Origin of the sequence: Desulfovibrio sp. ZJ369, assembly GCF_011039085.1 — a bacterium.
Taxonomy (GTDB): Bacteria; Desulfobacterota; Desulfovibrionia; order Desulfovibrionales; family Desulfovibrionaceae; genus Desulfovibrio.
Map to the genome: position 1 here is coordinate 12,430 of NZ_JAAKEI010000026.1, position 24,902 is coordinate 37,331.

Below are 24,902 nucleotides of genomic sequence, written 5' to 3' on the forward strand. Positions count from 1 at the left end.
TTCGGCTGGGGGCAACGGCGGCCCTGCTTCCGCCGCCGGGGAGGTTCAGGCTCAGACATCACGGATTACCTCCGAAGGTTGGATGCGCGCGGCGCGTAGCGCAGGGCCCAGCGCGGCCGCAAGGGAAAGCGCGACGACAGCCGCGAGCGCCAGCAAAAAATGTTCGGGCAGGAGGCGGCAGACTTGCTCCAGATCGCGCAAATCCGCGCTGAACAGACGGTTGAGCACCGTTGCGGCCGCCATGTAGATTCCCGATGCCAGCGCAGTGCCCAGAATGGCGGTGCACAGGGCCTGGGCCAGTGGAAAGAGCATCAGCGCGCCCGTGGAAAAGCCCGTGAGCCGCAAGAGCCCCAAAATTCTTTCCTTGCGCTTGACTCCGGCCAGAGCGCTGCTGGCCGTGGAGGCCAGAAAGCCAGCGGCCGCGGCCGCGCAGATCAGGGCGAAAATCAGATTCAAGGCGCGGGCCAGGGTGGTGACCTGCTCGATCTCTTCCGCGTGGGTGTAGACATCCAGATTTTGCGCGGCAAAAGCCCGGCGCAGAGTCATGACCGCGTCCAGATTGCGCGCATAGAGCCTGAAACCCGGATACACGCGTGGCTCCGCGGGGCGCGCTTCGCCAATCCAGCCGTTGTGAGCGCCCAGATCGGGCACGGCGCGGCCGTCGCGAAAATCTTCGGTGGCTTCCAGCAAAGCAAGGGGAACATAGGCTGTGTCTTTTTGCTGCGCGGCCAGAGGCAGAACAGAGATGACCCGCAAGGTTGCCCCGGCGCTTTGGATGCGGCCCTGGTAGCGGCGTTCCACCTGGCCCCGCAAAACTGCGCCCCGGCGCACGTCCAGTTTTTCGGCCGCTGTGGCCGAAAGCGTCACGCCGATGGGTTCCCTGAGCGTGGCAGCGCCGCTCTGCGCGCCCGCAGGCTTGCCGGGCAGCGGCATGTCCTGAATCTGCGCGCCGTGCCGGAGCAGCAAAGGATCGCCCGGAGCTGTCGGCTCCAGTGAAACCAAAAGATGCCTGCCCTGGCCGCTGTCGAGGTTCATGGTGGCGGCAATGGCGCGGGTGCGCGGCAACACAAAGGCCACATCCGGATGCGCGGCCAGATTGGCCAGATATTCGGCAGTATACCGGCCGCTGGTCACGGGCGAAATTTCCAGAGTAGCCGGGTCTTCGCGCAGGCGCTCGGTCAGGGTCTGGACCACGCCGAACTTGACTCCGTAGAGAACCAGCAACGGCGTGAGCACGGCGGCCAGCCCCAGAACCGCGCAGGCCGAAAGCAGACCTTCATGCGCATAATCCCTGAGCGCCAAACGGCAGGCTTGCAGCCGGGTCCGCGGCATGGCTCAGTCCTGCCCCGCATAGGCGATGCGGGCTGCAATGCCGCCCGCCCGGGGCTGCACGGCCACGCGGACCACGGTAAAACCCGCGGCCTGGGCCATGTCCGCATTGTGCGTAACCATAATCATGCTGATTCCCATCTCGCGCGCCAGTTCTCCGAACAGATCCAGCACCGCGCGGGCGTGCAGGGGGTCAAGAGCGGCGGTAGGCTCGTCGGCCAGCACCACGCCGGGCCCGTGGGCCAGGGCGCAGGCCACGGCCACGCGCTGGCGTTCGCCCACGGAAAGCGTGGCCGGAAAGTGCGCAAGCAGGTGAGTGATGCCCAGCCGTGCCGTCAGATCGGCTATGGCTTCCCTGCGCTGTTCGGCAATGCCCAGGCTTTTGCAGCGCAGCAAAATATTCTCGCGCGCCGAAAGAAAGGGCAGCAGGCCGCCGGTCTGCAAGACATAGCCCAGATGGCGCAGGCGCAGGCTTGCCAGCCTGTCTGTGTCGCCGCTTTTCCAGGCGGCCAGCACGTCCGTTTTGTGTTCCGGCACAGGGGAAAAGACAAAGCGGGTTGCAGCCTCCGGAGCATCCGGCTTGAGCACGCAGGCCAGCAGGTCCAGGGCCGTGCTTTTGCCGCAGCCGCTGGGCCCGGCCAGCGCAAGCAGGCGGCCGCGCGGCAGATCAAAGGCCGTCAGCCGCAGATGAAAGCCCTCCGCGCCGGGACGACGTTTGCTGATTCCCCGCAGGGAAAAGACCAGATCTTCCATACTCTTGAAAGCCCGCACTCAGGGCAGCATGCTCAGGGGCACGCGGTAAACCCAGTCTCCGGCATTGGCCTGGCCGAAACTCTCCCAGTTGGCCCGGTCCTTGTCGTATTCCTCATAGCGGGCCAGGCGCGATTTCAGGCGATTGACAAAGGCCGTCTGCTCGCCGATGCTCATGCGGTACCAGTCTTCCTCTCGCAAAAGCATGATGTCGCTCTTGTAGGGCAGACCTTCCAGAAATTCAGCCAGGACGCCCAATTCCGCAAGGCTTTTGCCGCGCGTGGGCAGATTGGGATCCCGGGCCATGCGCGTGGAAGCCGAGAGTATGCCCTGGAAAAAATCGTGCGAATCCGTTTTTTTGGTCCGCTCCGCATTGTCGATAATTGCCTTGAGCTGCGCGCTGAGGTCATTGAGCTGATTCTTGGTCAGCAGCACAGCCACTTCAACGCTGGGGCTCTGCTCATGCCGCGCCAGCCGCTTGAGATCCATGTCCGCAATCCAGGAATTCACCACCGACGGCGCCTGATTTTCGCGCGCCCGGCCTAGATATTCCAGTTGCATGGCATAGCCCAGGGTGGCGGCCAGCCGGGCAGCCACCTGTTCGGGCGTCAGGTTCTGCGGTTTTTCATCCCTGGGCCGGGTCATGACCTTGCCCTCGGCCGTATTTTTGACCATTGCCACCATGCCTTCGGCCAGGGTTTTGGCCACAGCCGCGAACTGGCGCGCGCCTTCGGCCGGAGTGGGCGCGGACACGGCCTGATAATTGGATCTCTGGCCCGAAAGCCTGCCCAAAGCCCTGTAGTTCTGTTCGGCATAGCCATGATTCCTGACGCCGCCCGGACTTTTGATATGCAGCACCGTGATCCAGATGCCTTTTTGCCGGGCCAGATCATTGAGCTCATTGACGCCCATGGCGACAGAAGCATATGGATCGCCGCTTTTCAGGGGGCCCGCGTCCGTGATTACCAGAATCAGACGCGAGGAATACTCTGCCCAGTTCAGATCCTGGACGGCCTTATAGACGCCGGCCAGAGAATCCTCATTGAAGTCATGGCTGGAAATTTTGGCTTCCTGCGCCTGCGCCAGCTTTTCTTCCAGACTTTTGCGATTTTTGGCCGTGGCAAAATCGCTGACAACCTTTGCTACATATTCCAGGCCGGGCGTGGCCCTGGTGCTGCTGCGAAAAGCCACCACCGCAAAGCCCACCTTGTCGGCCAGCTTGTCTTTTTCAATCGTGTCGTAAATCCGGCGCACCACATTCAGGCTTTGATCAATATACGGCTTCATGGAAATGGAGGTGTCGATAACCAGGGCAATGCCGGTTTTGGGCGGCCCGTTTCTGCCCTTGCCGCCTTTTCCGTATTGGCCGGGGTCAATGGAAGCCACGCGCAGGAATTTGACGCCTTCAAAAGGATCTTTCATGTCCAGAATGGGCATCAGATAAAAGCGTTTTTCCGAGACAGCGCCCTGGGCTCCCGCGGGTTCGCTGGCCAGAATCGGCAAGTCGGCGGCTGCGGCGGGCGGCGTGCCGGAATCGGCGGGCGAGATCCGGGCGGCCGCGGCCAGCAGGGCGTCCAATTGCTTTTCCATGTCGTCGGCTGCGCACAACGCGCTCAAATCCTGCTCGGTCTTGAAGAAAAGCACCGGCTCACGGCCTGCGCGCGGGGCAAAAAGCAGCGTGAGAGACTGGTTCCAGTCTGTGGCCTGGCCCGCCTCCAGCCAGCCTTCGGGTGCAACGGCGGAAAGGCCTACCTGCAACCAGTTCCCGTTACGCGCAAAGACATAAAATGCCGTGAAAGGCACAACATTTTCCCGCACGGTTTTGGCGTCGGCTTTCGGCTCTGCCAGGAGCTTTGCGCCGGGATGGCTGACCACCCGCTGAAAAAGCGATGTTTTTCCTTCCTGCAGCAAGGGCGCGGCATGTGACGCCACGGGCGACAATGCAGCGCCCAGGCTCAGACAAAGGGCAAGAAGCAGCAGCAGAAAGGGACGGACCGGCACTCCGGAAGTCATGATCATCTCCTTGAGTCGCGCAGGGCCGCGGCTCATTTCCAGGTTTGCAGCAGGCTGCGGGCCTCAGCGTCGCCTTTGTCCGCCGCGGCCCGAACATGGGCGCGCAGCTTGTCCAGGGCCGCGCGCGCCTCGGTCTGCCCCTTGGCCAGAGCCATGTCATACCAGTGCCTGGCCTGGCTGATGTCCACGGGAATGCTGCCGCGCGGCAAGGCGCTGACAGGATCATAAAACTGCCCCACCAGAAGCATGGCTTCGGCATTGCCTTTCTGGGCCGCGTCTTCCAACAGCAAAAAGGCCGCGTCCCCTTCTTCGGCGCTGGCGTCGGCCTTGCGCAGGGGCTTGGCCAAGGCAAGGCTGACATCGGGGCGCGCTTCGCCGCGCAACTGTTCGCGGGCCAGAGCCAGCGCGGACGGGCCGGAAGGCGTGTTCCGCGCCGCACCCCCGGAGGTTTGCGGCGGCACAGGGGGCAGGGGCGTTGCATCAGGCGCGCGCCACACAAACCACCAGAGCGCTCCGGCCGCCAGCAGCAGCAAAAGCAGCAGCCCGGCAAGCAGGCCGGTTCTGCCCTCTTTTTTGGCGCTGCTTTGCGAGGGCAGTTGCAGCGGCTCTTCCACCGGCGCGGGCGGGGTTTCCTCCGGTTCGGGAGCAGGGCTCGGCTCCGGCTCAGGTTCCGGGCCGGGATCGGGCGAGGCTTGCGGCTGTACGGGCGCGGGATCGGGCCGGGGAGCGTGCGCGCCGATGCCCTGGCCTCCGCCCATATGCGAATAAACCAGGTTCTGAACTACCAGCGGGCAAAGGCCGGGCCCGGGCAGGCTGAGCCGATAGGATTCCAGGTTGTCCATCTCGTTGACCACAGCCGGACCCACGGCAAGACGCAGGATGCCGTCCTTGTTCTCCCAGGCGTCGGGCCTGAGCGTGCTTTCGCTCTCCTGCCAGCCGCCGCCGGAAAGGCTTTTGCCGTCCGAGCGGTAAATCACGAAAACGGGATCCGGCATGTGGTCGGCGCCCTGCACTTCAATGAGGCCGTATCCGGGACCGCGCATGGGGTCGGCTGTAAGGGTGGCGCGCATGGATTATTCCTTGAAGGCCTGCAAAACATGGCGCAGGCGGTTGTTTTGTTCGGGATTGACGGTTTGCTCGCCGTCAAAGTTCACGTTGGCGATCACCGCATAGGCCAGGGCGCGCAGCCAGTCTGTATACCAGAGGCGATCGTAGGGCGACTCTTCTTCGGCGATCTGCGGCTCGCCGGAGATTGCCGGCGGCGGGGCAAAAAGGCTGAGGCTCCTGCCCCCGAAGAAAATGGTGCGCGCCGCCTGATCCTTGAAGCGGGGGTCAAAGCCCAGCCAGTCCACAAAGGCGTTAATGGCGTCGGCCGCCAGACTGACCTGCTTCCAGACCAGCCGTTCGCGCGCCATATTGCTGTAGGCCGCGCCGCGCCGCAACTCGGACTCCAGATTTTCGCGCACCCGGCAGCGCCCTGCGGCGGCGATCAGTTCGTGACAGAATTGATCAAGTTCCCTGGCGGGCAGGCCGTAACGGCTGCGGGCCTCTGCGTCGCCCGCCAGTTCGCGCAGGCGGCTGATCCAATGTTCCAGGGCCAGTCCGGCGAAAACAGCGGCCGTGTCCCTGGCGCTGCTTTCGGTCGCTTCAGCCGGGGCAGGGGCCGGGGGTGGCGCGTCGCCGAAAATGTCGCCCAGAATAGCATCCGCCGAAACGCGCGTGCCCACCACATCCGCGGGCAGGGCCGCGGCCTCCTGGGCAGGGCTCTGGCGGGCGTTGAAGCAGATTTCGTAGAGATCAAAGTCCCGTACCTGCAGGCGTTGCAAAAATTCGCCGAAAAGCTGCTTTTCCGCCACGCGGGCCAGGAGGGCCACCAATGTGCGCGAGAGCTGCTCTTTTTGCCGGCGCAGTTCCTCGCTGTCGTCGCTTTTATAAAAAACGCCCAGACAGGCAAGAACCTGTTCGCGCTTTTCGGCAAGGCTGACCGTAATCTGGCGGCGCTTGAGCTCGGGATTGCAGAGCGGCCGCAATTTTTCGCGCAACAGCGCCACGCCGCCGTCATTGAGCCGCATGGCCGCCTGCCAGACGCGCTCAGGCTCGGAGACATGGCGTTGCACCAGCGCTGATTGCAGAAAAGCGCGGCGCACCTCCTCCACATACTCTTCCTGCTCCGGCCTGACGCCTGTTTCCTGATGCGTTTCCTTGTCAAAGCTGAAGATGGCTTCGCTGCGGAAATTGGGATTGCGCAGCAAAAACACATTGGCGAACGGCTTGCTGCCGTCCCAGTTTTCGGGCCAGTCGTGCTGTTTGCCGAAAAAGTCGAGCAGGGAAGACTGCAGGCGAATATCCCAGCGTTTTTCCACCGACGGAGCGCCGTTTTTCTTTTCAAATTCCATGTCCATCTTGGTCAGCACAAAGAAAAGCGCAGGCGGCTTGCCCGCGCGGTGAACCGGCTTTTCGCCGTGGGTGGAGCAGATCCATTCATACACGGCGCGCGGCAGATCCTGCACTTCCTGATTGCCGGGCCCGATGCAGAGCAGCATGCTGGTCAGCTCTTTTTCCTCGCAGTAGCGCTCGAAAAGATAGGCCACCTTGCCGCGCAGAAAGAGATTCTCCAGGGTGCCGGGGCGTTGCAGCTCCTTGTTGAGATCGCTGAGCTTGAGGCGGGAGCGGTAACCGGGAAAGTCGAGCAAATCCGTGTGATCAAAGAAGTCGTCCGGCTTTTCCCGCATGGGGATGGTGATTTCAGCCGTGAGCGCGGTGATCACGGCGCGCGGCAGCTCTGCGCGGCGTCCGTTGGCGCCGAGAATGGGCAGGGTCGCGGGGGCCGCGTCTGCCAGACCTTGCAGCAGCGCCACATCTATGATGCTCTCGGAACGCGGGATCAATGCCTCAATGGGGCAGGCCGCTTCAGCGGGATTGCCCAGCTTTTCCAATGCGCCGCAAAGCTTGAGGTAGAGACTTTGAAATTCCGGCACATTGTCCCAGATCAGGCCCAGCAGCGCGGCCCGATCCGCAAGGCCAAGCCGCGGCGCAAGCTCCGCGGCTGTACGCCAGTAGCCCTTTTGCAGCATCTGCACGCGCGGCCGGGAACTGAAATTTTTATTGACGTATTCGCGCAGATCCTCCAGATCATCTTCGCTCACCACGCCCGCGCCGGCTTGCGGAACCGCGGCGCGGCCGGCCAGATCGTCCAGAGCCGCGATCAGGGCTTCAGGCTGCGGCGCCTGCTTATGCTCACAGTCCGCGTAATAGGTGTTGGCCAGCACGCGGGCCACATCCGTCTCGGAAAGCAGCCGCAGGCGGATGGGAAAGCCGTCCGCAAGCCCTGCGGGCGGGGTGGTGGTGAAGCGGGTGACAAGGCCGGTGGACTCCTTGCCGCCTTCCGGGTTGATTTCGGTGAGGAAGTCGTAAGTCTTGCCGCCCAAATCCGCCGTTAATGTTCCTTTGGCGTCTTTTGCCAGGGCCGAGATCAGGTAGGACTTGCCGGACTGGCTGGGGCCGAACACGCCCACGCACATTTTGCGCCGGGCGGCCTGCTCGCATTTGCCGAAAAAACGGGCGGCGCGGCGCATGTCCTTTTGCAGTGCCGCGCACTCGTCGCCCACAAGCCCGCAATTTTCCCGAAGCCAGTCCACAGCCTGCCGGGAAGCGTCCGCAAGCTCGCGGCAGTGTTGCGCAAGGTCATGATCCTGCTGCTGCATGATTATCCTCGTTTATCCGGCATCAGACACAATGCCGGTATCCAGCCAGTACCCTTCATCCAGTTTCAGGGTTTGCAGACGGATTTCCAGATCGCGGCGGTCCACGCCGCGCCCCTGGTTGTCGGTAATGGCGTCAATGCTGAATTCGCCCTCGCTGCGGCGATCCTTTTCCTCTTCCGTGCGCGGCGCATCGTCCCAGACGTCCTCCACGCGCAGGCACACGTCAACCGTATAGGGCAGACGCCCGGCAGCCCGCGCGCGGGCCTCTTCGCTGCTGAAGGCGAGCAGGTGGTAGCGGGTGGTGGGCCAGCGCTCGGCGTCCAGTTGGCGGTAACCGATGAAAAGCGGGCCGCTGAAAGCAACGGAGCGATTCTGTTCCGTGCCTTCATTGCTTTCCACATCCACCTGAAACCAGACTTTGGGCCGCTTGAGCTGGCTGTTGATATCCATTTCTCCGATGTAACGGGCCGTGGACGTCAGACGCAGCGCCGCGGAATCAAAGGAAAAGCCCTCCAGATGGCCGTCGGCCAGGGCGCAGAGGATGGCCCCGATCACCACGGTTGTCTTGGGGTCGGTGATCCGTCCCAGGGCATCGGCAAAGGGGTACCAGCTGCCCACATGGTATTGGCGCATGGGAATGATCCGATCCGGAGGCACAGGCAGCTTGGCAAGCACCGGCGCAATGACGCCCTGCCAGGCGCTGGGGCGGCCGGTGAGCAAAAGCACATCGCTGTCGTAAAGATGCACGATTTCGCACAGGGCGGACAAGGTGGGGCCCAGCGTCGTCCTGATGGTGGCATTGACGGCCTGGGGCCGGACCTGGATGGGAACATCCAGGATGTTAAAGTTTTTGATGAATGGAGCAGCCCGGCGGACCAGAGCTTCCACGGCGCGCAGAACAGCCGGTTGCGGTCGCGGCGCCTGCCTGGGCGGGACAGGCACGCTTTGCTCGCCTGACGCCTCTGACGTTTCGGATGAAGGCGGCAGCGCATTTTGCGCATCAGCGGCCTGGGGCTTGAGGATTGCGGCAGTGGAAAAGGCAAGCGGATCAGGCTCGAAAAAGTCGGCCAGCCGGCAGGTATAGGCGCGTTCCGGCTCATCCTCGCTTTCACAGGCCGCCAGCAGACCCAGGGCCACGGGCACGGCAATCTGGCGCACCAGGCGCACGCGCGTATTGCGCTCCTCCTGGGACATGCCGATAAAGTCCCGCCCGAAAAGCTGGGCCAGCAATGCGCGGGGTTCCGCCAGCCCCTGGCTGGTCAGGGCCTGGGCAATGGCCGGGATCACATGCTCGGCGATAACTTCACGCAGGACTTCATCCCCGGCGATATTGAAACCGTCGCGAAATTCCGTATGCGGCACGATGCGCGCCGTATCCCCCTCGCCGCTGGCCAGCTCATAGGTGGTAATGGAAAGATCCGTGGTGCCGCCGCCGATATCAATGGACGCCACGCGCACGCAGGGGTGATTGTCGCAGGACGGCCGCGGCCTGCCCAGCAGGCGGAAAAGGTGATGCGCGTCGCCGTGCTGCTTGACGGTCATTTCATTGTACAGCAGCACCAGTTGCGAGCAACTGGCCTCGTCCCAGTCGCAACGCACCTGCGGGCTCAGGCGATAGTCGCCGCCCGGGCTCTTGCGCTGCTGGTTGCCCGGCAGGTACCATTGGCTCCAGCCCAGGGCGTCCCAGATCACGCGCACGGCCCAGAGCACCCAGCGCCGGAAAATGCGTTTTTCAGCCACGGGCATGGCCGTGGGCACGGTGAAGATCAGCCGCCGCAAGCGCCGCGGCAGGTTGGGCAGCTCACGGCGGGCACGGGTGGCCGGAGAATTGATGGTCACCAGAGCCTGCGTGAGGATCTCGCCCATCATGAACAGCATCAGGGACGAGCGGGTGAAGAGCGATTCAAAAATGGGTTCGGGCTCCTGCTTCTGAAGCGCCGGGCTTTTTTTGAACAGGGGATCGTCAAAACAGGCCAGGGGCGTGCCCTGGGGATTGAGCCGGCGGGGGAACAGGCCCCGGCTGACCATGGGCTCGGTGTTGCCGCCGGTATTGTAGCGCCAGCTTTGTTGCCAGGGGCGTTCGTCCCAGAGATAGCGCTTGGGACTGGACATGCCGGTAGTGCCTTCGGCGCAGACGGCCTGGGTGGCCAGACGCGCTGCCTCCGGCCCGATGCGCACGGCCGAGGGCCAGGCAAAGGCCGGGGTCTGACGGCCGGAACGACGGGAAAGGGCATCATTGCCGAAAACGGCGTCCACAAATTCCACGCGGGTTTCAAAGGGATCGGCGTAAATCCGGTCCGGTTGGCTCAAATCCCGCAATTCCAGCAGATAACTGTCATTGAGATTGGTGATCCGCTGGGGCAGGGTTTCCACCAGAATGCCGGTGGTGCGGGAATTGCCGATGTCCAGGATCAAATCCACGTCCACCGGCGTGTCCCGTTCGGGATTAATGACCTGGGCGGCGAGATTATTCAGCGCCAGGCTCACGATCTCCAGCCAGGTCAGATAGCTGGCCAGATGCCGCAGCACATAGCGCGTTTCCTCCTGCCAGGCGTCGCGGCCGTGGCGCGTATGCTGTTGCGAGGCTTTGTATATGCCGGACAGCCATTCGTCGACCCATGCGCCATTGAGAAACCAGGAATTGTCGCGCACCAGGGGGGCGAGCATAAAGTGCCCGTGGGCCGCCACATCCTGCGGGGAAAGCGCGAAGTATTCCTCGCCCTCGGGCGGCCGCTCTTCAAGGTTGGTGTCGAAAGCCAGCACCACGCGCAGTTGGCCCGGAGTTTTTGCGGAGCGCATGACCTGCGCCCGCGCCCAGTTGGAAGGGCCGCATTCAAAACGACGTCCTCCGTCGGGCCACAGTTGATCCAGGGTGCGCAAAAAGGGTACGGGCAGCCATTGGCCTTCCCATACGGTCAGTTCGTGGCGGGCGTCCATATCATAATCAGATTTGCAGGCCTGGCCCGTGAGCTGATCCACAAGGCCGGTTTCCGTCTCTACCAGGCAACGCAGGTAGTGGGTATAGCGGCCCTGGGCGTCGCCCTCCTGCTTTTTTTCCTCGCGGAAATAGCGGCGGATGCGCTTGATCTTGTCTTCCGGCAAGGCGAAATCCAGAAATTGCGGGCAGCCCCCGGGGATGATGCTGACCGGCGAGAGATAACGGGGAATGGCATCCATAGTTATTTCCTTCTGAAGCGGGCATCCCATTTGTGGCGCGCCCCGCCCAGCTCCCTGCCCTTGCATTGGGTGCTGTTTTCGCTGCCCGTGCACTCCACCTTTTGCGGCACATAGGTGCCGCCGCGCGGGCAACGGGCGGGATCGGCGTCAAAGAGCAGGCGGTTGCCCGAAAAGCGCGCGGCCGCGGAACCGCTGCACATCTGGCCGTTGCGTTCGCGCACGAAACGTCGGCCCTTGCCGTTCTTGTCAAAGCAGTATTCGGCAATGATCGGTTCGTTGGAAGGATGCGAGTAGAGCCCTGTTTCACTGGTCCAGCAGCCTTCCAAAAAGGCCAGGTCTTTTTTCTTGGCCGCGTCCCTGGGAATGGTCAAGTCTTCGTTTTTTCGGGGCTTGGGTTTTTCGGGCTTGGGCGCTTCCGGCACGGGCGCTTTTTTTTCAGGCTGTTCCGTCACCTTCGGCGTGGCGGGTTTTGCAGGCTGCACCGGCGTCTCACCCAGAAAAGGTTCCACAATTTCCGGCTCCACAGGCTTTGCTTGCGGCTCTTTGACCGCCTCGGGGGGCGTGACAGGCTTGCAGAGCGCCGTGCGTTCCCGCAATTGTTGCAGAAGCCCGGCCAGTTCGTCGTCCAGTTTGGCGGCGCGGTTTTTCTGGGCTTCCAGCGCCGCTGTATCGGTTTTGAAGCAGGAGGCGGGCAGCGGAGAAGGCAGAATGCCCAGGGCCGACAGCAAAAGCCAGAGCAGAAGCAACAGCAGGAACAGAGGCAGAAGCCAGGGCAGGCAGCCGCCGCGCGTCGTGGCAATGGGCGTCGGATCGGGAGGCGGGGGAGGCGGCAACGCCGCGCCCAGTCGGGAAAGATCCTGAGGCTGCGCGCCCGCGGCGCCCGGCGCGAATCCCCAATTGATCAATACGGGCTTGCCGTCCACTGCCCAGAGATCCTCGGCAGCCGGATGCTGGAGCGCCAGTTGCAGCAAATGGCCGGAAAGCGCGTGACGGCTTTGCGCTTCCTCCGTAAGATTGTCGGAAAGAGCTTTGATGTCCCGCGCCAAATCCGCGGCTTTGGCGCGCAACAGCCGGGCGTCGGCATCGGGCAGCCCGGCGACGGGCCGGGCCGGGCCGTTGCCTTCGGCATACCAGTCCACATGCCGCCCCTCCGCGTCATGCTGCGGTTCGGCCAGCAAGGCAGCATGCTCCGGGCCGAGTTTTTGCAGCAGCACAGCGCGCAGTTGCCCGTAACAATCCGTGGCGAAAATGCCCTGGCTGGCCAGGGCCCGCATCTGGCCGCGCAGGCTGGAGGCAATGCGCGCGCTCATGGCTTTTCTCCTCCGGCGGGCCTGGCTGCCGCCCGGCTGAAGGGCACCTGCACGGAACGCAGATAATCGGCCAGGCTGTCGCTCACAATGGCCAGGCTGGATTGCCGATAGGATTCGTCATCCAGCTTGATGAAGGTGTTGATGCCCACCACCTCGCCGCGCTCATTGACCAGCGGGCCGCCGCTGTTGCCCTGGGAAACCGTGGCCGTGTGCACGATCAGGGGCGGCGTGCGTTGCAGAATCACGCTGACCGCGCCGTCGGTATAGACCACTTCCGGCACGGCCTTGGCGTTGCCTTGAAGCAGGGCCGCAAACTTGGGGTCATCCGTGGTGATTGCGCCGGGAAAGCCCCAGGCGCTGACCCGTTCGGTGCGTTTTACGCCGCCGGCGAGCTTCAGGGGCGTGATGGCCGGGGCTCCGTCCACTGTGAGCACGGCGAAATCACGGCCCTGGCTTTGTGTGGAGCGCAGCACCCCAGCCCGAAGGGCCTTGCGGGTGGCTTTGTTGATCACCAGAGCTTCCGTGGCGTTGCCCACCACATGCCCGTTGGTGACGATGTAGCCGGGAGCCACAAAAAAGCCCGAACCCATGGAAAGTCCTTCCGGCCGTTGCGCCAGTATCAGCACAGTGGCCTGCTCCAGCAGCTCGGCAACGCTTTCCGGCTTGCGCGCGGGAGCGGCCGGAAGTTGCCTCAAAGCATCAGGCCCGCCGGACGGCGCGAGCGAGGGATCAGCCGGAAGAACACGCAGATCCACGCCCGGCGGCGCTTCAAGGCTGCCCAGTTCCCGCTGGATGACGCATGGATCTTTTTGCAGAAGCAGACGCAATTTTTGTAAAAAAGCATCCAGGGCGTCATTGCGCTTTTGGCTTTCGGCGGTTTGCGCGGCCAGGCTTGCGCGGTGTTGTTCGGCGAGCTGCCATTGCTTCCAGACAAGCCAGGCCGCCAGCACACACAGCAACAGAAAAAAGAGCATCCCCCAGAAAAAGGGGCGGCGATACCAGGGAACGGCTGCATCCGCAGCCGCGCCAGCCTGAGTCGGCCCCGCGCCGGAGTCGCTCGTGTTTTTTTCGCCTTCCGTCATGCCTCAGCTCCGCTGTTTCGGGCTGTCTGAATGTGGAAAAAGCCGACTGACGGGCCCGGACGCGCGTTGAGAGCGGCGGGCCGGAATGGGCTCAGCCCAGCAGATTGGCAACGGTTTCCTCGTAGCTGTTCATACGCGCGTTCATATCCTGACGCGTGCTTTCAAGCTCTTCACGCGAGGCTTTCCACTGCGAAGCCTGGGCCGTGACATTGCTTTGCTCTGCGGCGGCCTTGCGCGCCGGGCGGTTGAGGTTCTTGCTGCCTGCTGCGGGGCCGCCACGGCCGCCGGACGCCGGCTCGGCCGCCGTGTATTGCGCGGCCAGAACCTTTTGATACTCGCTGTCTTTCTGGGCCATGGTCGTGGCCGTGCTGTTCAGAATAAAAGATGTTTCCTCAAGGCCGCTGCGGATTTCATTATAGCGGTTCTGAAAATCCAGGCGGGTGATTTGGCCGGCTTTGAACTGATTGGCGGCCAGTTGGAATTGCTCGTCATAACATTTTGCCGCAATTTTCGCCGCCGCGGTGGCGCGGTTCATGCTGGCCGACTCTGCGCCAAGCTGGCGGGAGTAGGCCTGAAGGTAGGCGGCGTCACGATCCCGGACTTGAGATTTGCCGTAGACGTTTCCGGCCACAGCGCCGGTGGCGCCGCCCACGGCCGCGCCTGCCAGCGCGCCTTCGGCCTTGCCGGTGGCCAGGCCGCCGATCAACGCCCCCAGAAGTGCCCCGCCCACGGCTCCCACGGCCGTGCTCGTGCCCGCGCTGTTTTCATCCTGGCGTAATTGGGCCACCGGCTGATAGCACTGCGGATAATAATTGACCCGGGTTTTTTGCTGCCCGTAGCGGCTTGCGCAGCCTGCAAGCAGCAGGCTGCCCGCCAAAAGCAACGCCAGGCCCGGAAGAAAAGCACGCTGTTGCATGACGTGAACTCCTGAAATGGATTTCCGAAAAACCTGTATAGTATCGGATGTTACTGCAAAGCAGGGGGAAACGGCAAGGGCCAATCCGCCTCTGCGCCGTTGGCTCTGTGGCTGCAAGTCATGTCTGGCGCGTATTGTTTGCTTTTACGCTGGGCCTGTGCTAGAAAAATTTTTCAATTCATTGCTGGGCCATCTTTTTTCTTGCACGGGCCGTGACGCAGCGGGAATCCGATGTGCCGGGCTTTCGCAGGGTTTTGTTTTCCCGGTGCGCGTTTTTTTAACCCTCGTTCTCAAGGAGTATCCCCACGATGAGAAAAATTTTCAGCCTTCTTCTGGCAGGCGCTCTGATTCTGGCTTCCAGCCTGGCCTTTGCCGATGCCAAGCGCCTCACATTGGCCACAGGGGGCACTTCCGGGGTGTATTATCCCCTGGGCGGGGCCATCGGCCAGGTGCTGAGCTCCAAAAGCAACGGCGCTTTGTCCATAACCGCGCAGGCAACCGGCGCATCGGGCGAAAATATGCGTCTGGTGGAGGCCGGGGACGTGGATTTCGCCATTGTGCAGAACGACGTGGCTGACGCCGCCTACTTCGGCAAGGCGCCCTTCCGCACGAAGCTTGAGAATGTGCGCGCCATTGCCCGCCTGTATCCCGAATACCTGCATGTGGTCTCCAGTAAGGACAGCGGCGTGACCAAAATTGAGGATTTCAAAGGCAAAAAGGTTTCCGTGGGAGCTCGCGGCAGCGGCAATGAAGTGAACTGCCGCCAGCTTTTCGGTTTTTACGGTCTGGATTATAAAAACCTGAACCCCATTTTCCTGCCGTACGGCGAAACCGCGGATCAGTTCAAGGACCGTCAATTGGACGGTTTTGTTTTTACCATCGGCACGCCGAATCCCGCCATCCAGGACATCACCACAGCCCAGGAAGTGGTCTTTGTGCCCCTGGAGGGAGCCAAGGTTGATGAAATTGTGGCCAAGTTTCCGTATCTGGTGAAGGACGCCATTCCGGCCAACACCTATAAGGGACAGGACAAGGCGGTTCCCACGCTTTCCGTGCAGGCCATTCTGGTGGCCAACAAAAACATGTCCGACGATGTGGCGTATGCGCTGACCAAGACGCTTTTTGAAAATCTGGGGGATGTGGCCAAGGCGCACAACAAGGCCGCTGAAATCAGTATTGAGCACGCGGCTGACGGCGTAACCATTCCTTTCCACCCCGGCGCGGCCAAATACCTCAAGGAAAAGGGCGTGTTGAACTAGCAGCGGACGGGGCGGGGGCTTGCGGCCCTCGCCCCTTTTTGCGGCGTCAGACCTGCGCCGGGCTGCCGCGTGGCCTGCCGGATCGCCCGCTTGCCGCCTGATGCGCCCGGACACGGAATATGTCATGCGCGGACACCATTATCAATATATAGCGGCATTGCTGCGCTGTTGTTGTCTGCTGCTGTGCATGGGGCAGTCAGCTCCGGTCTTTGCTCAGGAGGGGGACAGCGATTTGGTGCTGAAAGACGCGCGCGGCGTCGTGCTTTTTTCCTTCCCGGCGCCGGAGGGCTTTGTTTTCGGCATCCGTTACATCCACTCCGTGGCCCAGAGCCCTGTGGAAGACTGGTTCCAGGTCGTCAACAACGTCATTTTTCTGGAAAAGACCATATATCAGGATTTTGGGGCCGGCTTGCCCCATAATCCCCAACCGGGACAGACCATGACCACGGCTGACGGGCACATTGTCATCAAGGGCTACCATATGGCCTTGCCCTCTTTTGACGTGCGCGTGGGGCGGGTGGCGCAGCATGTGCTCTTGCTGCCCCAGGCGGCCGCAGGCTGCGAGGGCCTGACGCGCCAGGTTCCTTTGGCCGAGCTGGCTGCGCCGGGAAGCGCGATCACCTTTGCCGTTGCCGCGCACGGCCGGACAAGAGCCGCAAAGGCGGCGCAACGCTGAGAATGCGCTTGCGCAAGAAATTTTCGCGGCTGCACGAGACATTTACCTTTTCGATGATTTTTTAAAAAATTCATTTTGAATTTCAGATGGTTGCAATATGATTTTCATTGAAAGCGTGAAAGTCTCGCTGCACACGCCCATTGACAACGTTTAGTTTGAGGCAGGTAAGGATGAGCCACAAAGAGCGGATGAAGGTTATCGAGCAGGAGGGAGCCGGCGGTTTCGCACTGGAGGAAGGGGCCAGGCTGGATGCCGAGACCGTGGAAAAAGTGCAGGGCACAGTCGATGTTTCGGAAATTGTGGCCAAATATGACAAAGAATCGGCCTACCGCACATTCAGAGGCTGGCTGCAAATTTTTATCCGCGTGCTCTGCATCGTCTTTTCCGCCTTTCATTTGTTCACTGCCGCCACCGGCGCGTATCCTCCCCAAATCCAGCGCGCCGTGCACCTGGGTTTTGTGCTTGTACTCATTTATCTGCTGTATCCGGCGCGCGCCACGGGCAACAAGCACAAGCTGGCCTGGTACGACGGCCTCCTGGCCGCGGCCGGGGCAGCCGTCTGCGCCTATATTGTCTGGAATTACGATGTGATTGTGCTGGACGCCGGCCCGCCCACCGAAATGGACTTTCTTTTCGGCTGCGCGGCCATTGTGCTCGTGCTGGAAGCCACCCGCCGGATCGTGGGGCTGCCCATCACCCTGGTGGCCGTGGTATTTCTGCTCTACGCCAAATTCGGCAACCTGATCCCCGGCATGATGGGGCATCCCGGCTTTTCAGTGAAACGCATCGTGGGGCACATGTATCTGACAACAGAGGGCCTCTTCGGCATGCCCCTGGGCGTTTCGGCCTCCTTTGTCTTTCTGTTCATTCTGTTCGGAGCATTTCTGCACAGCACGGGGCTGGGCAAGTTTTTCATCGATCTGGCCCTGGCGGCCGCCGGACGCTATGTGGGCGGCCCGGCGAAAGTGGCGGTCCTGGCCAGCGGCTTTTTCGGCACTATTTCCGGTTCCTCGGTGGCCAATACCGTGTCCACCGGCACCTTCACCATCCCTTTGATGAAGAGCGTCGGCTACCGCGGCTCCTTTGCCGGGGCTGTGGAGGCCGCTTCCTCCACGGGCGGCCAGATCATGCCGCCGATCATGGGCGCGGCGGCTTTCATCATGGCCCAGTTCCTGGGCGTGGGCTATGTGGAGATCGCCAAGGCAGCCCTGATCCCTGCCTTGCTGTATTATCTCGCAGTGGGCTTTATGGTCCATATGGAAGCCAAACGGCTTGGCCTCAAAGGCATCCCCAGGGAACGCCTGCCGCGCGCCTGGCATGTGCTGCGCCAGGGGGGCTATCTGCTGATCCCGATTTTTGTGCTGATCTATCTGCTGATTCAGGGGTACACGCCGCTCAAGTCGGCCTATTACTGCATTTTGGCCACAGTGATTATATCCCTGGTGGCCAATAACTGGAAAGCCTGGGCCGGCGCAAATTCCAGCCGCATCCATGTCGGCCGGGCACTTTGGCAGAGCAACCGGCAGAGCCTCAAGGATATTTTGCAGGCCATGGAAAACGGCGGTCGTCTGGCCCTGGGCGTGGCCGCGGCCTGCGCCTGCACTGGTTTTGTGATCGGCGTGGTGACGCTTACCGGCGTGGGACTCAAACTGGCCAACGCCATCCTCACGCTCTCGGCGGGCAGCTTTGCCCTGACGCTCTTTTTTACCATGCTGGCTTCCATCGTTCTGGGCATGGGCCTGCCCACCACGGCCAAATACATTGTTTTGGCGACCATTGCGGCGCCTGCCATTCAAACTTTCGGCGTGCCCCAACTGGCGGCGCATCTTTTCATCATGTATTTCGGCATCCTGGCTGATCTGACGCCGCCCGTGGCCCTGGCCGCTTACGCGGCTGCGGGCATTGCCCGGTCAGAGCCCAACGCCACGGGATTCATGGCCGTAAAGCTGGCTCTGGCAGGGTTTTTAATCCCCTATATTTTCTGCTACAATCCCGCGCTGCTGATGATTGGAGCGAGCAACGCGGAGATCATCTTCATCGTCTGCACCGCGGCTGTGGGCATTGCCGCGCTTTCCTTCGGCAGTGTGGGCTATTGGCTGCGAGAACTCTATTTCTGGGAACGCCTGCTGCTGGTGGCTGCCGCCATTACCCTGATTACGCCGGGGCCGGTGACGGATCTGATTGGACTCGGATTGATGGCTGCCGTTTATGTGATGCAGAAAATGACCAGGACCGGCCCGCAACGGCCTGTGGAGGACCCCAGGCCGGCATAAGCCGGTTCCCTGAAGATTTGATCGGGGAGAGCAGGGGCATTTGTAAAAATTCTCTGACCATTGACAGCGCAAGGGCAGATCGCGCCAGCGAAGCGCAGAAGAAAGGTGCTTTTGCCGGTCACGGCAGGGCAGCATTGCAACGGTTCTTTCTCCCGTCAGGATCCTGTACCATTCCAAAACAGCACCGAGGCCGGGGCATGTGCCCCGGCCTCGGTGCTGTGTAAAAGAGAAAATTTCAGAGCAGTTCGATTTGAGAGCGTTTCAAAAGCAATATGCTCTAAGCGTTGGGAGCCGGCCAGAAGGAGGAGGCCTTGCGTCCTTCCCGATCCAAGGCCCAGCCTCCAAGCCAGCCCAGCAGGGAAAGGGTGAAGCCCACAAAAAAAGGCGGAATCAGCGCGGCTTGTTCCCCCAGCAGAGGAGCGCCGGCAAGGCTTTTATGGGCCAGCAGATACCAGAGCATGCAGCTTGCAAAGCCCGCGATGCAACTTGTCCAGGCCGCCAGCGAGCTGCGCTTGCCGAAGCGCACCAGCGCCACATACGCCACCAGCACCGTGGCGCCCACAATACTCCAGCTCGTCGTGCAGAGCAGGGCAATAAGCTGCCCTTTGATCTGGGCGCAGCCGCCGGAAAGCAGGACGCAAAAGGCAATGCCCATCAGCCACATGGGCCGTGAGGCTTTGCGGCCCGGCAAATCCTCGGCAATGGCCGAAACCGCGATATGAAAAATGGCCGTGGCCGTGGAAAGCGAGGCTGAAACAATGGCCAGCACAAAAATCTGCAAGCCCACATTGGGCAGCAGCATTTTGACGAGCAGAGGCATCACGTCATCCGGCGAGGCCACTTCCGGCAAAATCAGGCGGGAAAGGGAAGCCACAAAATACGCGCCGCCTACCAGCACCGTCAGCACGAGCATGGCCAGGGGGGTGATTTTGTTCACCTGTCTGGCCGAGTTCAGGGCGAAATGACGCTGGATCATCTGCGGCTGCGCCCAGACGGCCACTGACGTGACCACCACCAAAGAGATGATGAACCACCCCTGCTCACCCCCGGAGAGCGCCAGAAATCCTTCATTGGCCTTGCCGGTCGGCGCAAGTTGCGCCAGAGCGGCAATGCCTTCAATGGGGCCGCCTGTTTTGCTGAACACGGCCCAGACCAGCATGCAGATGCCCACCAGCATGACAAAGCCCTGCATGGCTTCCGTGTACAGCACGCCGCGCAGTCCACCCACAAACACGGCAAAACCCACCAGGAGGGTTACCAGCCAGATCAGGATCCAGACGGGCAGCGGCAGGATCTGGGCCAGCAGGAGAGCTGCGCCCTTGATCACTGCGGAGGCATATACGCCAAGAAAAACCGCAAATAGCAGCGCCAGAGCTTTGCCCAGCAACGGGCTCTTATGCCCTTTGGCCAGGAGTTGGGTGGGGGTGCGGGCCTGGAGGTTGCGCTGGCAGACCCGCGTGGGCCACGCCAGAAAGCGATAGACCATCCAGGTGCCGAGCCAGACGTTGCCCGCAGCCACCAGCAGCATTTGCAGGCCGTAAGCGTAGGCAAGGCCGCCGAAACCTACCAGGGCCACCGCGGAAATATAGGTCGCAACGTAGGCAAAGGCCTGGATGCCGAAGCCCACGCGGCCGGTGGTCAGGGCGTCATGCCCCTTTCCCTTGCGGGCCAGCCAGACGAAAACAAGAATGTACGCCAGCCAGATCAGAGCGTCGAGCCACATGCTCATCCCCTGCGCCGGGCTTGGCGCCCCAGGTGGAACAAGGCCAGCAGCAGAGAGCCTGCCAGGGAAAGAATGGCTGTGAGCACCGCGGCGTCAGCCAGCAAGAGAGTGGAAAAAATTTCCATAGCGACTCCTCGAAGTATGTTCAAGCGGCAAAACTTTGCCAATCAAGCCGTGACCGGCCCGTTTGCGCCCGCCAGACCTGGGTTGCCCGACAATCCTGAATGTGAGCGCGTTACGGCATAAAAAAACCGCCTGACCCTCTGGTCGGCGGCTGCTTCACTTGTCTGCGCTGTCTGCAAGTGCAACGCATACGGAGATCCGAACAGAGGTCAGTGACGGACTCTGACGGTAAAATATCGAAAGAGGCGGAAAGTCTCATCGGCGACATTCATGATTTCTCAATATCCTGAGCGGTTGATTTTTGTCAATCCCGCATCATCGCCAGATGTCAGGCTTTGATGGAGCGGGCCACAAAGTCAAGGACCTCGCTGTACAGGGTGGGCAGGGCGTAGGGCGTGAGCACCCGCGTCCGGTTGGCTCCCACCATGAGCGAAATAATCACCTGAGCCGTGGCTTTGCTGTCCACATTGGCCAGGCTGCCGTCATTGACGCCGCGCGCGATCAAAGCTTCCAGCTCCTGATGCACCTGCGCGAACATGGAATCCATCAGATCGCGGTCCGTCTTGGTCTTCATGTCGCTGTACGGCGAGCAGCGCACCAAAACCAGCCAGTTGGAATTTTTATCAATGGAAAAATCCAGATAGGCTTTGCAGAAGAGCATCACGGCTTCAAAGCCGGAGTCCGCGTCAAGCGTCGCTTCCCGCAGTTTGACCAGAAAGTGCTCCAGTACGTCCAGACCTGAGGCCAGGAAAAGCTTTTCCTTGTTGCCGTAGTGGTGGGTCAGCAGGCCTAGGGCCACGCCGGCGCGATCGGATATTTTTTTGAATGTGGTTTCCACATAGCCGTATTCGCCGAAAAGATCCTTGGCCGCCTGGAGCAATGCTTCTTTTTTGCTTTTATTCATAAGTGTGCAGTGGGCGCTGGTTGGAGCGAAAGTGTAACACAACCGGGGCGTATGGCTTACCGTCCGGTGGGCCTAAAGTCAATAAAGAACCGGCAGGGCTGCCGCATTGTATGCGTCAGCCCTGAAAGAACCGGGCTTAGCCCTTGCGGCTGCGCCGGAAGGCGTTTTGCGCGTAGTCGCCAAGACGTTCCAGGCGTCTGTCCACAAGGGCATAGAGGCTGCCGGGCGTGAAACTGCCGTTTTTGCGCCGCCTGCCGGCGGGCATTCCCGTCAGCAGGGTAAGCGCCTCTTCAATGCGACGGACCGGGTAAATGGCGAACTGTTTCTTTTCCACAGCCTGAAGCACATCCGGGGCAAGCATCAAATGGTCCACATTGTCCCTGGGAATGATCACCCCTTGCGAGCCGGTAAGCCCGTGCCGGGCGCAAACTTTGTAAAAACCCTCAATCTTGCGCGTGACCCCGCCCACAGCCATGATCTGGCCGGAATGGCTGACCGCTCCGGTAAAAGCCAGATCCAGGCGCACGGGCACATCCGCCAGTGCCGAGAGCAAGGCCGCAAGCTCGGCCCCAGAGGCCGAATCGCCTTCAATGCCCGCGTAACTCTGTTCAAAATACAGCGAGCCGGAAAGCACCAGAGGTTTTTTCCGGGCAAAAAGATCCGTCAAATAGCTTTTGAGGATCATCATGGCCTTGGTATGGATGGGGCCGCCCAGCTCAGCCTCGCGCTCCAGATCAATGATGCCTTCATGCCCCACGCCCACAGTGCAGGAAATACGATGCGGCAGACCGAACTCAAAGTCGCCGTGCCAGGTGACGGACAGGCCGTTGACCTGGCCCACGGCCGAGCCCGAAGTGCGCACCTTGATCATCTCGCGGTCGTATTCTTCCATAAAGATTTCTTCGACCAGATTAACGCGATAGGTGCGCGCGGCATACGCTTCTTCGAGGATGGCGGCGCTGACGACCGGGATTTGGCGCATTTCGGCCAGGGCCGCCGCCTCGATCATCATCTCGCGCAACAAGGGAAATTTGAGTGAAAGGCGGCGTTGATCCTCACAGATATGGGAACCGAGATCAATAAGCCAGGCCAGCGCCGTGCGATCAAAGGGGCGCAGCTTGTTTTCCTCAACGATCATGGCGATCTGGGTCAGATAGGCACGGATGCCCAGGGCATTGCGCTCGGTCACGTCGGCCATATGCGCTTTGATCCGGAAAAGCTTGGCAAAACGGTCGTCATTGACCAGCAGGCTTTCGTAGAGATCTTCAGCGCCGATCAAGACCACTTTGAGATTGAGAGCCAGGGGTTCGGGCATGATGCCCTTGGTGCGGATGGCCGTATCCGAGCTTTCGCCCGTGTCTTCAATGCGGGCCAGATTGGAACGCAGCGCCCGCAGCAATCCTTCCCAAGCGTTGGGGTGCTGGAGCAGATCCTCAATGTGCAGAACCAGAAAACCGCCGTTGGCTTTCTGCAGGCTGCCCGCCTTGATCAGCGTGAAGTCCGTGACCAGGGCGCCCATTTCCGATTCGCGCTCCACGCTGCCCAGCAGATTGACGGCCGTGGGATGATCCTCGACTACAATGGGCGCGCCGGAAAGCCCGGCGTTGTCCACCAGCAGATTGACCTCATAGCGATAGAAGATATTTTCCGGCGCGGGCAGCGGATGGCCTTCGCCGGGGCCCGGGTTGGGCGGGCTTTCGCGGGGCAGAAAGGCCTCGGTGTTTTTCAGGATGTCTTCGCGCAGCGCGTCAAAATACTCCCGCAGGCCGGGAACCGGGCAGGCTTTGAGGATGCGCTGGCGCGCCGGGGCAAGCAATGCGTCCAGCACCTGGCCCATGACCTGGCGTTCCAGACCGCGCTCGTCATCGTGAAAGGATTCTTCGGCACGGTTCAACTGGCGCATAAAACCGGCCATTGCCTGCACAAGATTGTCCCCGCGGCGTTTGAGGTTCAGGCGCACGGTATTGTCCAGCCGCTCGAACTCTTCTTCGCTCAGGCGTTTGCCTTCCACCAGCGGATACAGGGTCAGAGCGCCGTTTTCATCCATATCCAGGTTAAAGCCCTTGTGCACTGCCACGGAATTCATTTTATGCAGGAGGCCCATGCGCACGTTCTGGAACTGGTCCACCAGCTTGGCCCGCTGCTTGACATAGGTGGCCGCTTCAAAGCGGCGGTTCAGCTCTTTGCCGATGGCTTCCAGGGCTTCTTGCAACAACTGCTTGAATTTTTTCCCCTGTCCCGCGGGCAGGGAGAGCAGGGTGGGCCGATCGGGATCCGAGAAATTATGCACATAGACCAGATCCGGGGGCGTTGCCGCCTTGCGGGCCTGGGGCCGCAGATAGGACAGGAGCATGTAGCTGCGGCCAAGATCCGGCTCGCCGGAAAGGTAGACATTATATCCGCCCGCGCGGATTTGCAGCGCCAGATCCAGAGCCTGCATGGCGCGCGGCTGAAAAATATTTTTGCGGCCGTTGCCGTTGCGCGGCAACGGAATGGCGCGGCTGTCGTCCCAGGGAATGCGCGCGGGATCGAATGTGGCGTGCAGGCGGGACGTGGGCAGGGGGGTGATGCTGGGCATAGAGTCTGTTTTTCAGTGGTGTGGTTGATAGAGTTTTTCCAAAATGGCGCGGCCGCCTTTGTCCAACAGGTCGCGGGCCAGTTCCTGCCCCAGATGGCGGGCCTCGGAGGCCGGGCCGCTTTTTTCTCCACGCAGAATCAGGCTGCCGTCCACCTCGGCCACCAGACCGTCGAGGCGCACGGTCTCGGCGTCCGGCAGACGGGCGTGCCCGGCAATGGGCACCTGGCAGCCGCCCTCCAGGCCGGCGAGAAAGCCGCGTTCGGCCTCCACGCAGACGCGGGTTGCGCTGTCTTCCAGCAGGGCCAGCACGCCGAACAGATCATAATCATCGTCGCGACATTCAATGCCCAGCGCGCCCTGACCCACGGCGGGCACAAAATCGTGGGGATCAAGGGGCTGCATTTTCGGGGCGCTCAAGCCAAGGCGGGCCAGACCGGCTGAAGCCAGGATAATGGCGTCATAGTGGCCTTCCTGCAATCTGCGCAGCCGGGTATCGACATTGCCGCGCAGGCTCAGGATTTGCAGATCCGGCCGGGATGCCAGCAGTTGGGCCTGCCGCCGCAGGCTGCTGGTGCCCACGCGCGCGCCCTGGGGCAAGTCCGCCACGCTCTCATAGCTCATGGAAAGAAAACAGTCCGAGCATACCTCGCGTTGCGGCACGCAGCCCAGAAGCAGCCCGTCAGGCAGGAACATGGGCACGTCCTTGATGCTGTGCACCGCCAGATCCGCGCGGCCGTCCAGCAGGGCCTCCTCAATTTCCTTGACGAAAAGGCCCTTGCCGCCCACCTTTGAGAGCGGCACATCCAGAATCACGTCGCCCCTGGTCTTGATGACGTTAAGCGAGATATCCAGGCCCGGTTGCAGGGCGAGCAGACGGCTTTTGACGTGTTCGGCCTGCCAGAGCGCCAGACGGCTGCCGCGGGTGGCAATAACGAGGGTGTCGCGCATGCTTACGTCCTAGAGCAGATTAACTTTAAATTTTTTCATACCCGCACGATTCAAACCAGCCCTGGGCATCATTCTGTGTGATCATGCTCAGGGCTTTCGCTACTACCGCATAAAGCTCTTCATGGGTACGGGCCTTC

General features: G+C 61.5%; 17 protein-coding genes. 3 read left to right on the top strand and 14 right to left on the bottom strand.

Going from position 1 to position 24,902, the window contains the following annotated elements; translation table 11 throughout:
- Positions 1–51: 51 nt before the first annotated feature.
- The 9 genes from G7Y51_RS09065 to G7Y51_RS09105 all read right to left on the bottom strand — a co-directional run bounded on the left by G7Y51_RS09065 (position 52) and on the right by G7Y51_RS09105 (position 14,281).
- Positions 52–1,332 (bottom strand): FtsX-like permease family protein, encoded by a 1,281-nt coding sequence (locus G7Y51_RS09065; protein ID WP_165176716.1) that lies wholly within the window; start codon positions 1,330–1,332, stop codon positions 52–54.
- Positions 1,333–1,335: 3 nt separating this feature from the next.
- Positions 1,336–2,082, bottom strand: coding sequence for an ABC transporter ATP-binding protein (locus tag G7Y51_RS09070; RefSeq protein ID WP_165176718.1), 747 nt, complete (start codon positions 2,080–2,082; stop codon positions 1,336–1,338).
- Positions 2,083–2,100: 18 nt separating this feature from the next.
- A complete protein-coding gene (locus G7Y51_RS09075) occupies positions 2,101–4,092 on the bottom strand; it encodes a vWA domain-containing protein (protein WP_165176720.1) in 1,992 nt (663 codons plus the stop codon).
- Positions 4,093–4,124: 32 nt separating this feature from the next.
- Complete coding sequence (locus G7Y51_RS09080) at positions 4,125–5,162, bottom strand: sel1 repeat family protein (RefSeq protein WP_165176722.1); 1,038 nt, start codon at positions 5,160–5,162, stop codon at positions 4,125–4,127.
- Between the two features lie 3 nt (positions 5,163–5,165).
- Entirely contained in the window at positions 5,166–7,796 is a 2,631-nt protein-coding gene (locus G7Y51_RS09085; protein ID WP_165176724.1) for a virulence factor SrfC family protein, read from the bottom strand.
- Positions 7,797–7,808: 12 nt separating this feature from the next.
- Positions 7,809–10,973, bottom strand: coding sequence for a virulence factor SrfB (locus tag G7Y51_RS09090; RefSeq protein ID WP_165176726.1), 3,165 nt, complete (start codon positions 10,971–10,973; stop codon positions 7,809–7,811).
- Positions 10,974–10,975: 2 nt separating this feature from the next.
- On the bottom strand, positions 10,976–12,283 hold the full coding sequence (locus tag G7Y51_RS09095) for an SrfA family protein (RefSeq protein ID WP_165176728.1): 1,308 nt from the start codon (positions 12,281–12,283) through the stop codon (positions 10,976–10,978).
- Positions 12,280–13,365 carry a serine protease gene (locus tag G7Y51_RS09100; RefSeq protein ID WP_165176730.1) on the bottom strand — a complete coding sequence of 362 codons (1,086 nt, stop codon included), beginning with the start codon at positions 13,363–13,365 and terminating at the stop codon, positions 12,280–12,282. The genes G7Y51_RS09095 and G7Y51_RS09100 overlap by 4 nt, the downstream gene beginning before the upstream one ends.
- Before the next feature lie 91 nt (positions 13,366–13,456).
- Positions 13,457–14,281 carry a glycine zipper domain-containing protein gene (locus G7Y51_RS09105; protein ID WP_165176732.1) on the bottom strand — a complete coding sequence of 275 codons (825 nt, stop codon included), beginning with the start codon at positions 14,279–14,281 and terminating at the stop codon, positions 13,457–13,459.
- 308 nt (positions 14,282–14,589) lie between these two features.
- Between G7Y51_RS09105 and G7Y51_RS09110 the strand changes: the two genes are divergently transcribed.
- The 3 genes from G7Y51_RS09110 (at position 14,590) to G7Y51_RS09120 (ending at position 18,489) form a co-directional block, all read left to right on the top strand.
- Positions 14,590–15,540 carry a TAXI family TRAP transporter solute-binding subunit gene (locus G7Y51_RS09110; RefSeq protein ID WP_165176734.1) on the top strand — a complete coding sequence of 317 codons (951 nt, stop codon included), beginning with the start codon at positions 14,590–14,592 and terminating at the stop codon, positions 15,538–15,540.
- A 124-nt stretch (positions 15,541–15,664) separates the two neighbouring features.
- Positions 15,665–16,216, top strand: coding sequence for a DUF1850 domain-containing protein (locus G7Y51_RS09115; RefSeq protein ID WP_241160193.1), 552 nt, complete (start codon positions 15,665–15,667; stop codon positions 16,214–16,216).
- Positions 16,217–16,386: 170 nt separating this feature from the next.
- Positions 16,387–18,489, top strand: a complete 2,103-nt coding sequence (locus G7Y51_RS09120; protein ID WP_165176736.1) for a TRAP transporter permease — start codon at positions 16,387–16,389, stop codon at positions 18,487–18,489.
- A gap of 277 nt (positions 18,490–18,766) precedes the next feature.
- On the opposite strand, the gene G7Y51_RS09125 is transcribed toward G7Y51_RS09120, so the two are convergent.
- The 5 genes from G7Y51_RS09125 to hemC all read right to left on the bottom strand — a co-directional run bounded on the left by G7Y51_RS09125 (position 18,767) and on the right by hemC (position 24,765).
- On the bottom strand, positions 18,767–20,212 hold the full coding sequence (locus G7Y51_RS09125) for a sodium:solute symporter family protein (protein WP_165176738.1): 1,446 nt from the start codon (positions 20,210–20,212) through the stop codon (positions 18,767–18,769).
- A gap of 2 nt (positions 20,213–20,214) precedes the next feature.
- Positions 20,215–20,337: a hypothetical protein gene (locus tag G7Y51_RS13890; RefSeq protein WP_277424269.1), complete on the bottom strand. Its 123-nt coding sequence runs from the start codon at positions 20,335–20,337 to the stop codon at positions 20,215–20,217.
- A gap of 326 nt (positions 20,338–20,663) precedes the next feature.
- Entirely contained in the window at positions 20,664–21,239 is a 576-nt protein-coding gene (locus G7Y51_RS09130) for a TetR/AcrR family transcriptional regulator (RefSeq protein ID WP_165176740.1), read from the bottom strand.
- 136 nt (positions 21,240–21,375) lie between these two features.
- A complete protein-coding gene (locus G7Y51_RS09135) occupies positions 21,376–23,817 on the bottom strand; it encodes an ATP-binding protein (RefSeq protein ID WP_165176742.1) in 2,442 nt (813 codons plus the stop codon).
- 12 nt (positions 23,818–23,829) lie between these two features.
- Positions 23,830–24,765 (bottom strand): hydroxymethylbilane synthase, encoded by a 936-nt coding sequence (gene hemC / locus G7Y51_RS09140; protein WP_165176744.1) that lies wholly within the window; start codon positions 24,763–24,765, stop codon positions 23,830–23,832.
- Between the last annotated feature and the right edge of the window lie 137 nt (positions 24,766–24,902).

Excerpts from the sequence above, each read along its gene's own strand:
- G7Y51_RS13890 (WP_277424269.1), bottom strand. The coding sequence starts at position 20,337 with ATGGAAATTTTTTCCACTCTCTTGCTGGCTGACGCCGCGGTGCTCACA.
- G7Y51_RS09100 (WP_165176730.1), bottom strand. The coding sequence starts at position 13,365 with ATGACGGAAGGCGAAAAAAACACGAGCGACTCCGGCGCGGGGCCGACT.
- hemC (WP_165176744.1), bottom strand. The coding sequence starts at position 24,765 with ATGCGCGACACCCTCGTTATTGCCACCCGCGGCAGCCGTCTGGCGCTC.
- G7Y51_RS09115 (WP_241160193.1), top strand. The coding sequence starts at position 15,665 with ATGCGCGGACACCATTATCAATATATAGCGGCATTGCTGCGCTGTTGT.
- G7Y51_RS09110 (WP_165176734.1), top strand. The coding sequence starts at position 14,590 with ATGAGAAAAATTTTCAGCCTTCTTCTGGCAGGCGCTCTGATTCTGGCT.
- G7Y51_RS09070 (WP_165176718.1), bottom strand. The coding sequence starts at position 2,082 with ATGGAAGATCTGGTCTTTTCCCTGCGGGGAATCAGCAAACGTCGTCCC.
- G7Y51_RS09135 (WP_165176742.1), bottom strand. The coding sequence starts at position 23,817 with ATGCCCAGCATCACCCCCCTGCCCACGTCCCGCCTGCACGCCACATTC.
- G7Y51_RS09120 (WP_165176736.1), top strand. The coding sequence starts at position 16,387 with ATGAGCCACAAAGAGCGGATGAAGGTTATCGAGCAGGAGGGAGCCGGC.
- G7Y51_RS09095 (WP_165176728.1), bottom strand. The coding sequence starts at position 12,283 with ATGAGCGCGCGCATTGCCTCCAGCCTGCGCGGCCAGATGCGGGCCCTG.
- G7Y51_RS09065 (WP_165176716.1), bottom strand. The coding sequence starts at position 1,332 with ATGCCGCGGACCCGGCTGCAAGCCTGCCGTTTGGCGCTCAGGGATTAT.
- G7Y51_RS09090 (WP_165176726.1), bottom strand. The coding sequence starts at position 10,973 with ATGGATGCCATTCCCCGTTATCTCTCGCCGGTCAGCATCATCCCCGGG.
- G7Y51_RS09075 (WP_165176720.1), bottom strand. The coding sequence starts at position 4,092 with ATGACTTCCGGAGTGCCGGTCCGTCCCTTTCTGCTGCTGCTTCTTGCC.
- G7Y51_RS09085 (WP_165176724.1), bottom strand. The coding sequence starts at position 7,796 with ATGCAGCAGCAGGATCATGACCTTGCGCAACACTGCCGCGAGCTTGCG.
- G7Y51_RS09080 (WP_165176722.1), bottom strand. The coding sequence starts at position 5,162 with ATGCGCGCCACCCTTACAGCCGACCCCATGCGCGGTCCCGGATACGGC.
- G7Y51_RS09105 (WP_165176732.1), bottom strand. The coding sequence starts at position 14,281 with ATGCAACAGCGTGCTTTTCTTCCGGGCCTGGCGTTGCTTTTGGCGGGC.
- G7Y51_RS09125 (WP_165176738.1), bottom strand. The coding sequence starts at position 20,212 with ATGTGGCTCGACGCTCTGATCTGGCTGGCGTACATTCTTGTTTTCGTC.
- G7Y51_RS09130 (WP_165176740.1), bottom strand. The coding sequence starts at position 21,239 with ATGAATAAAAGCAAAAAAGAAGCATTGCTCCAGGCGGCCAAGGATCTT.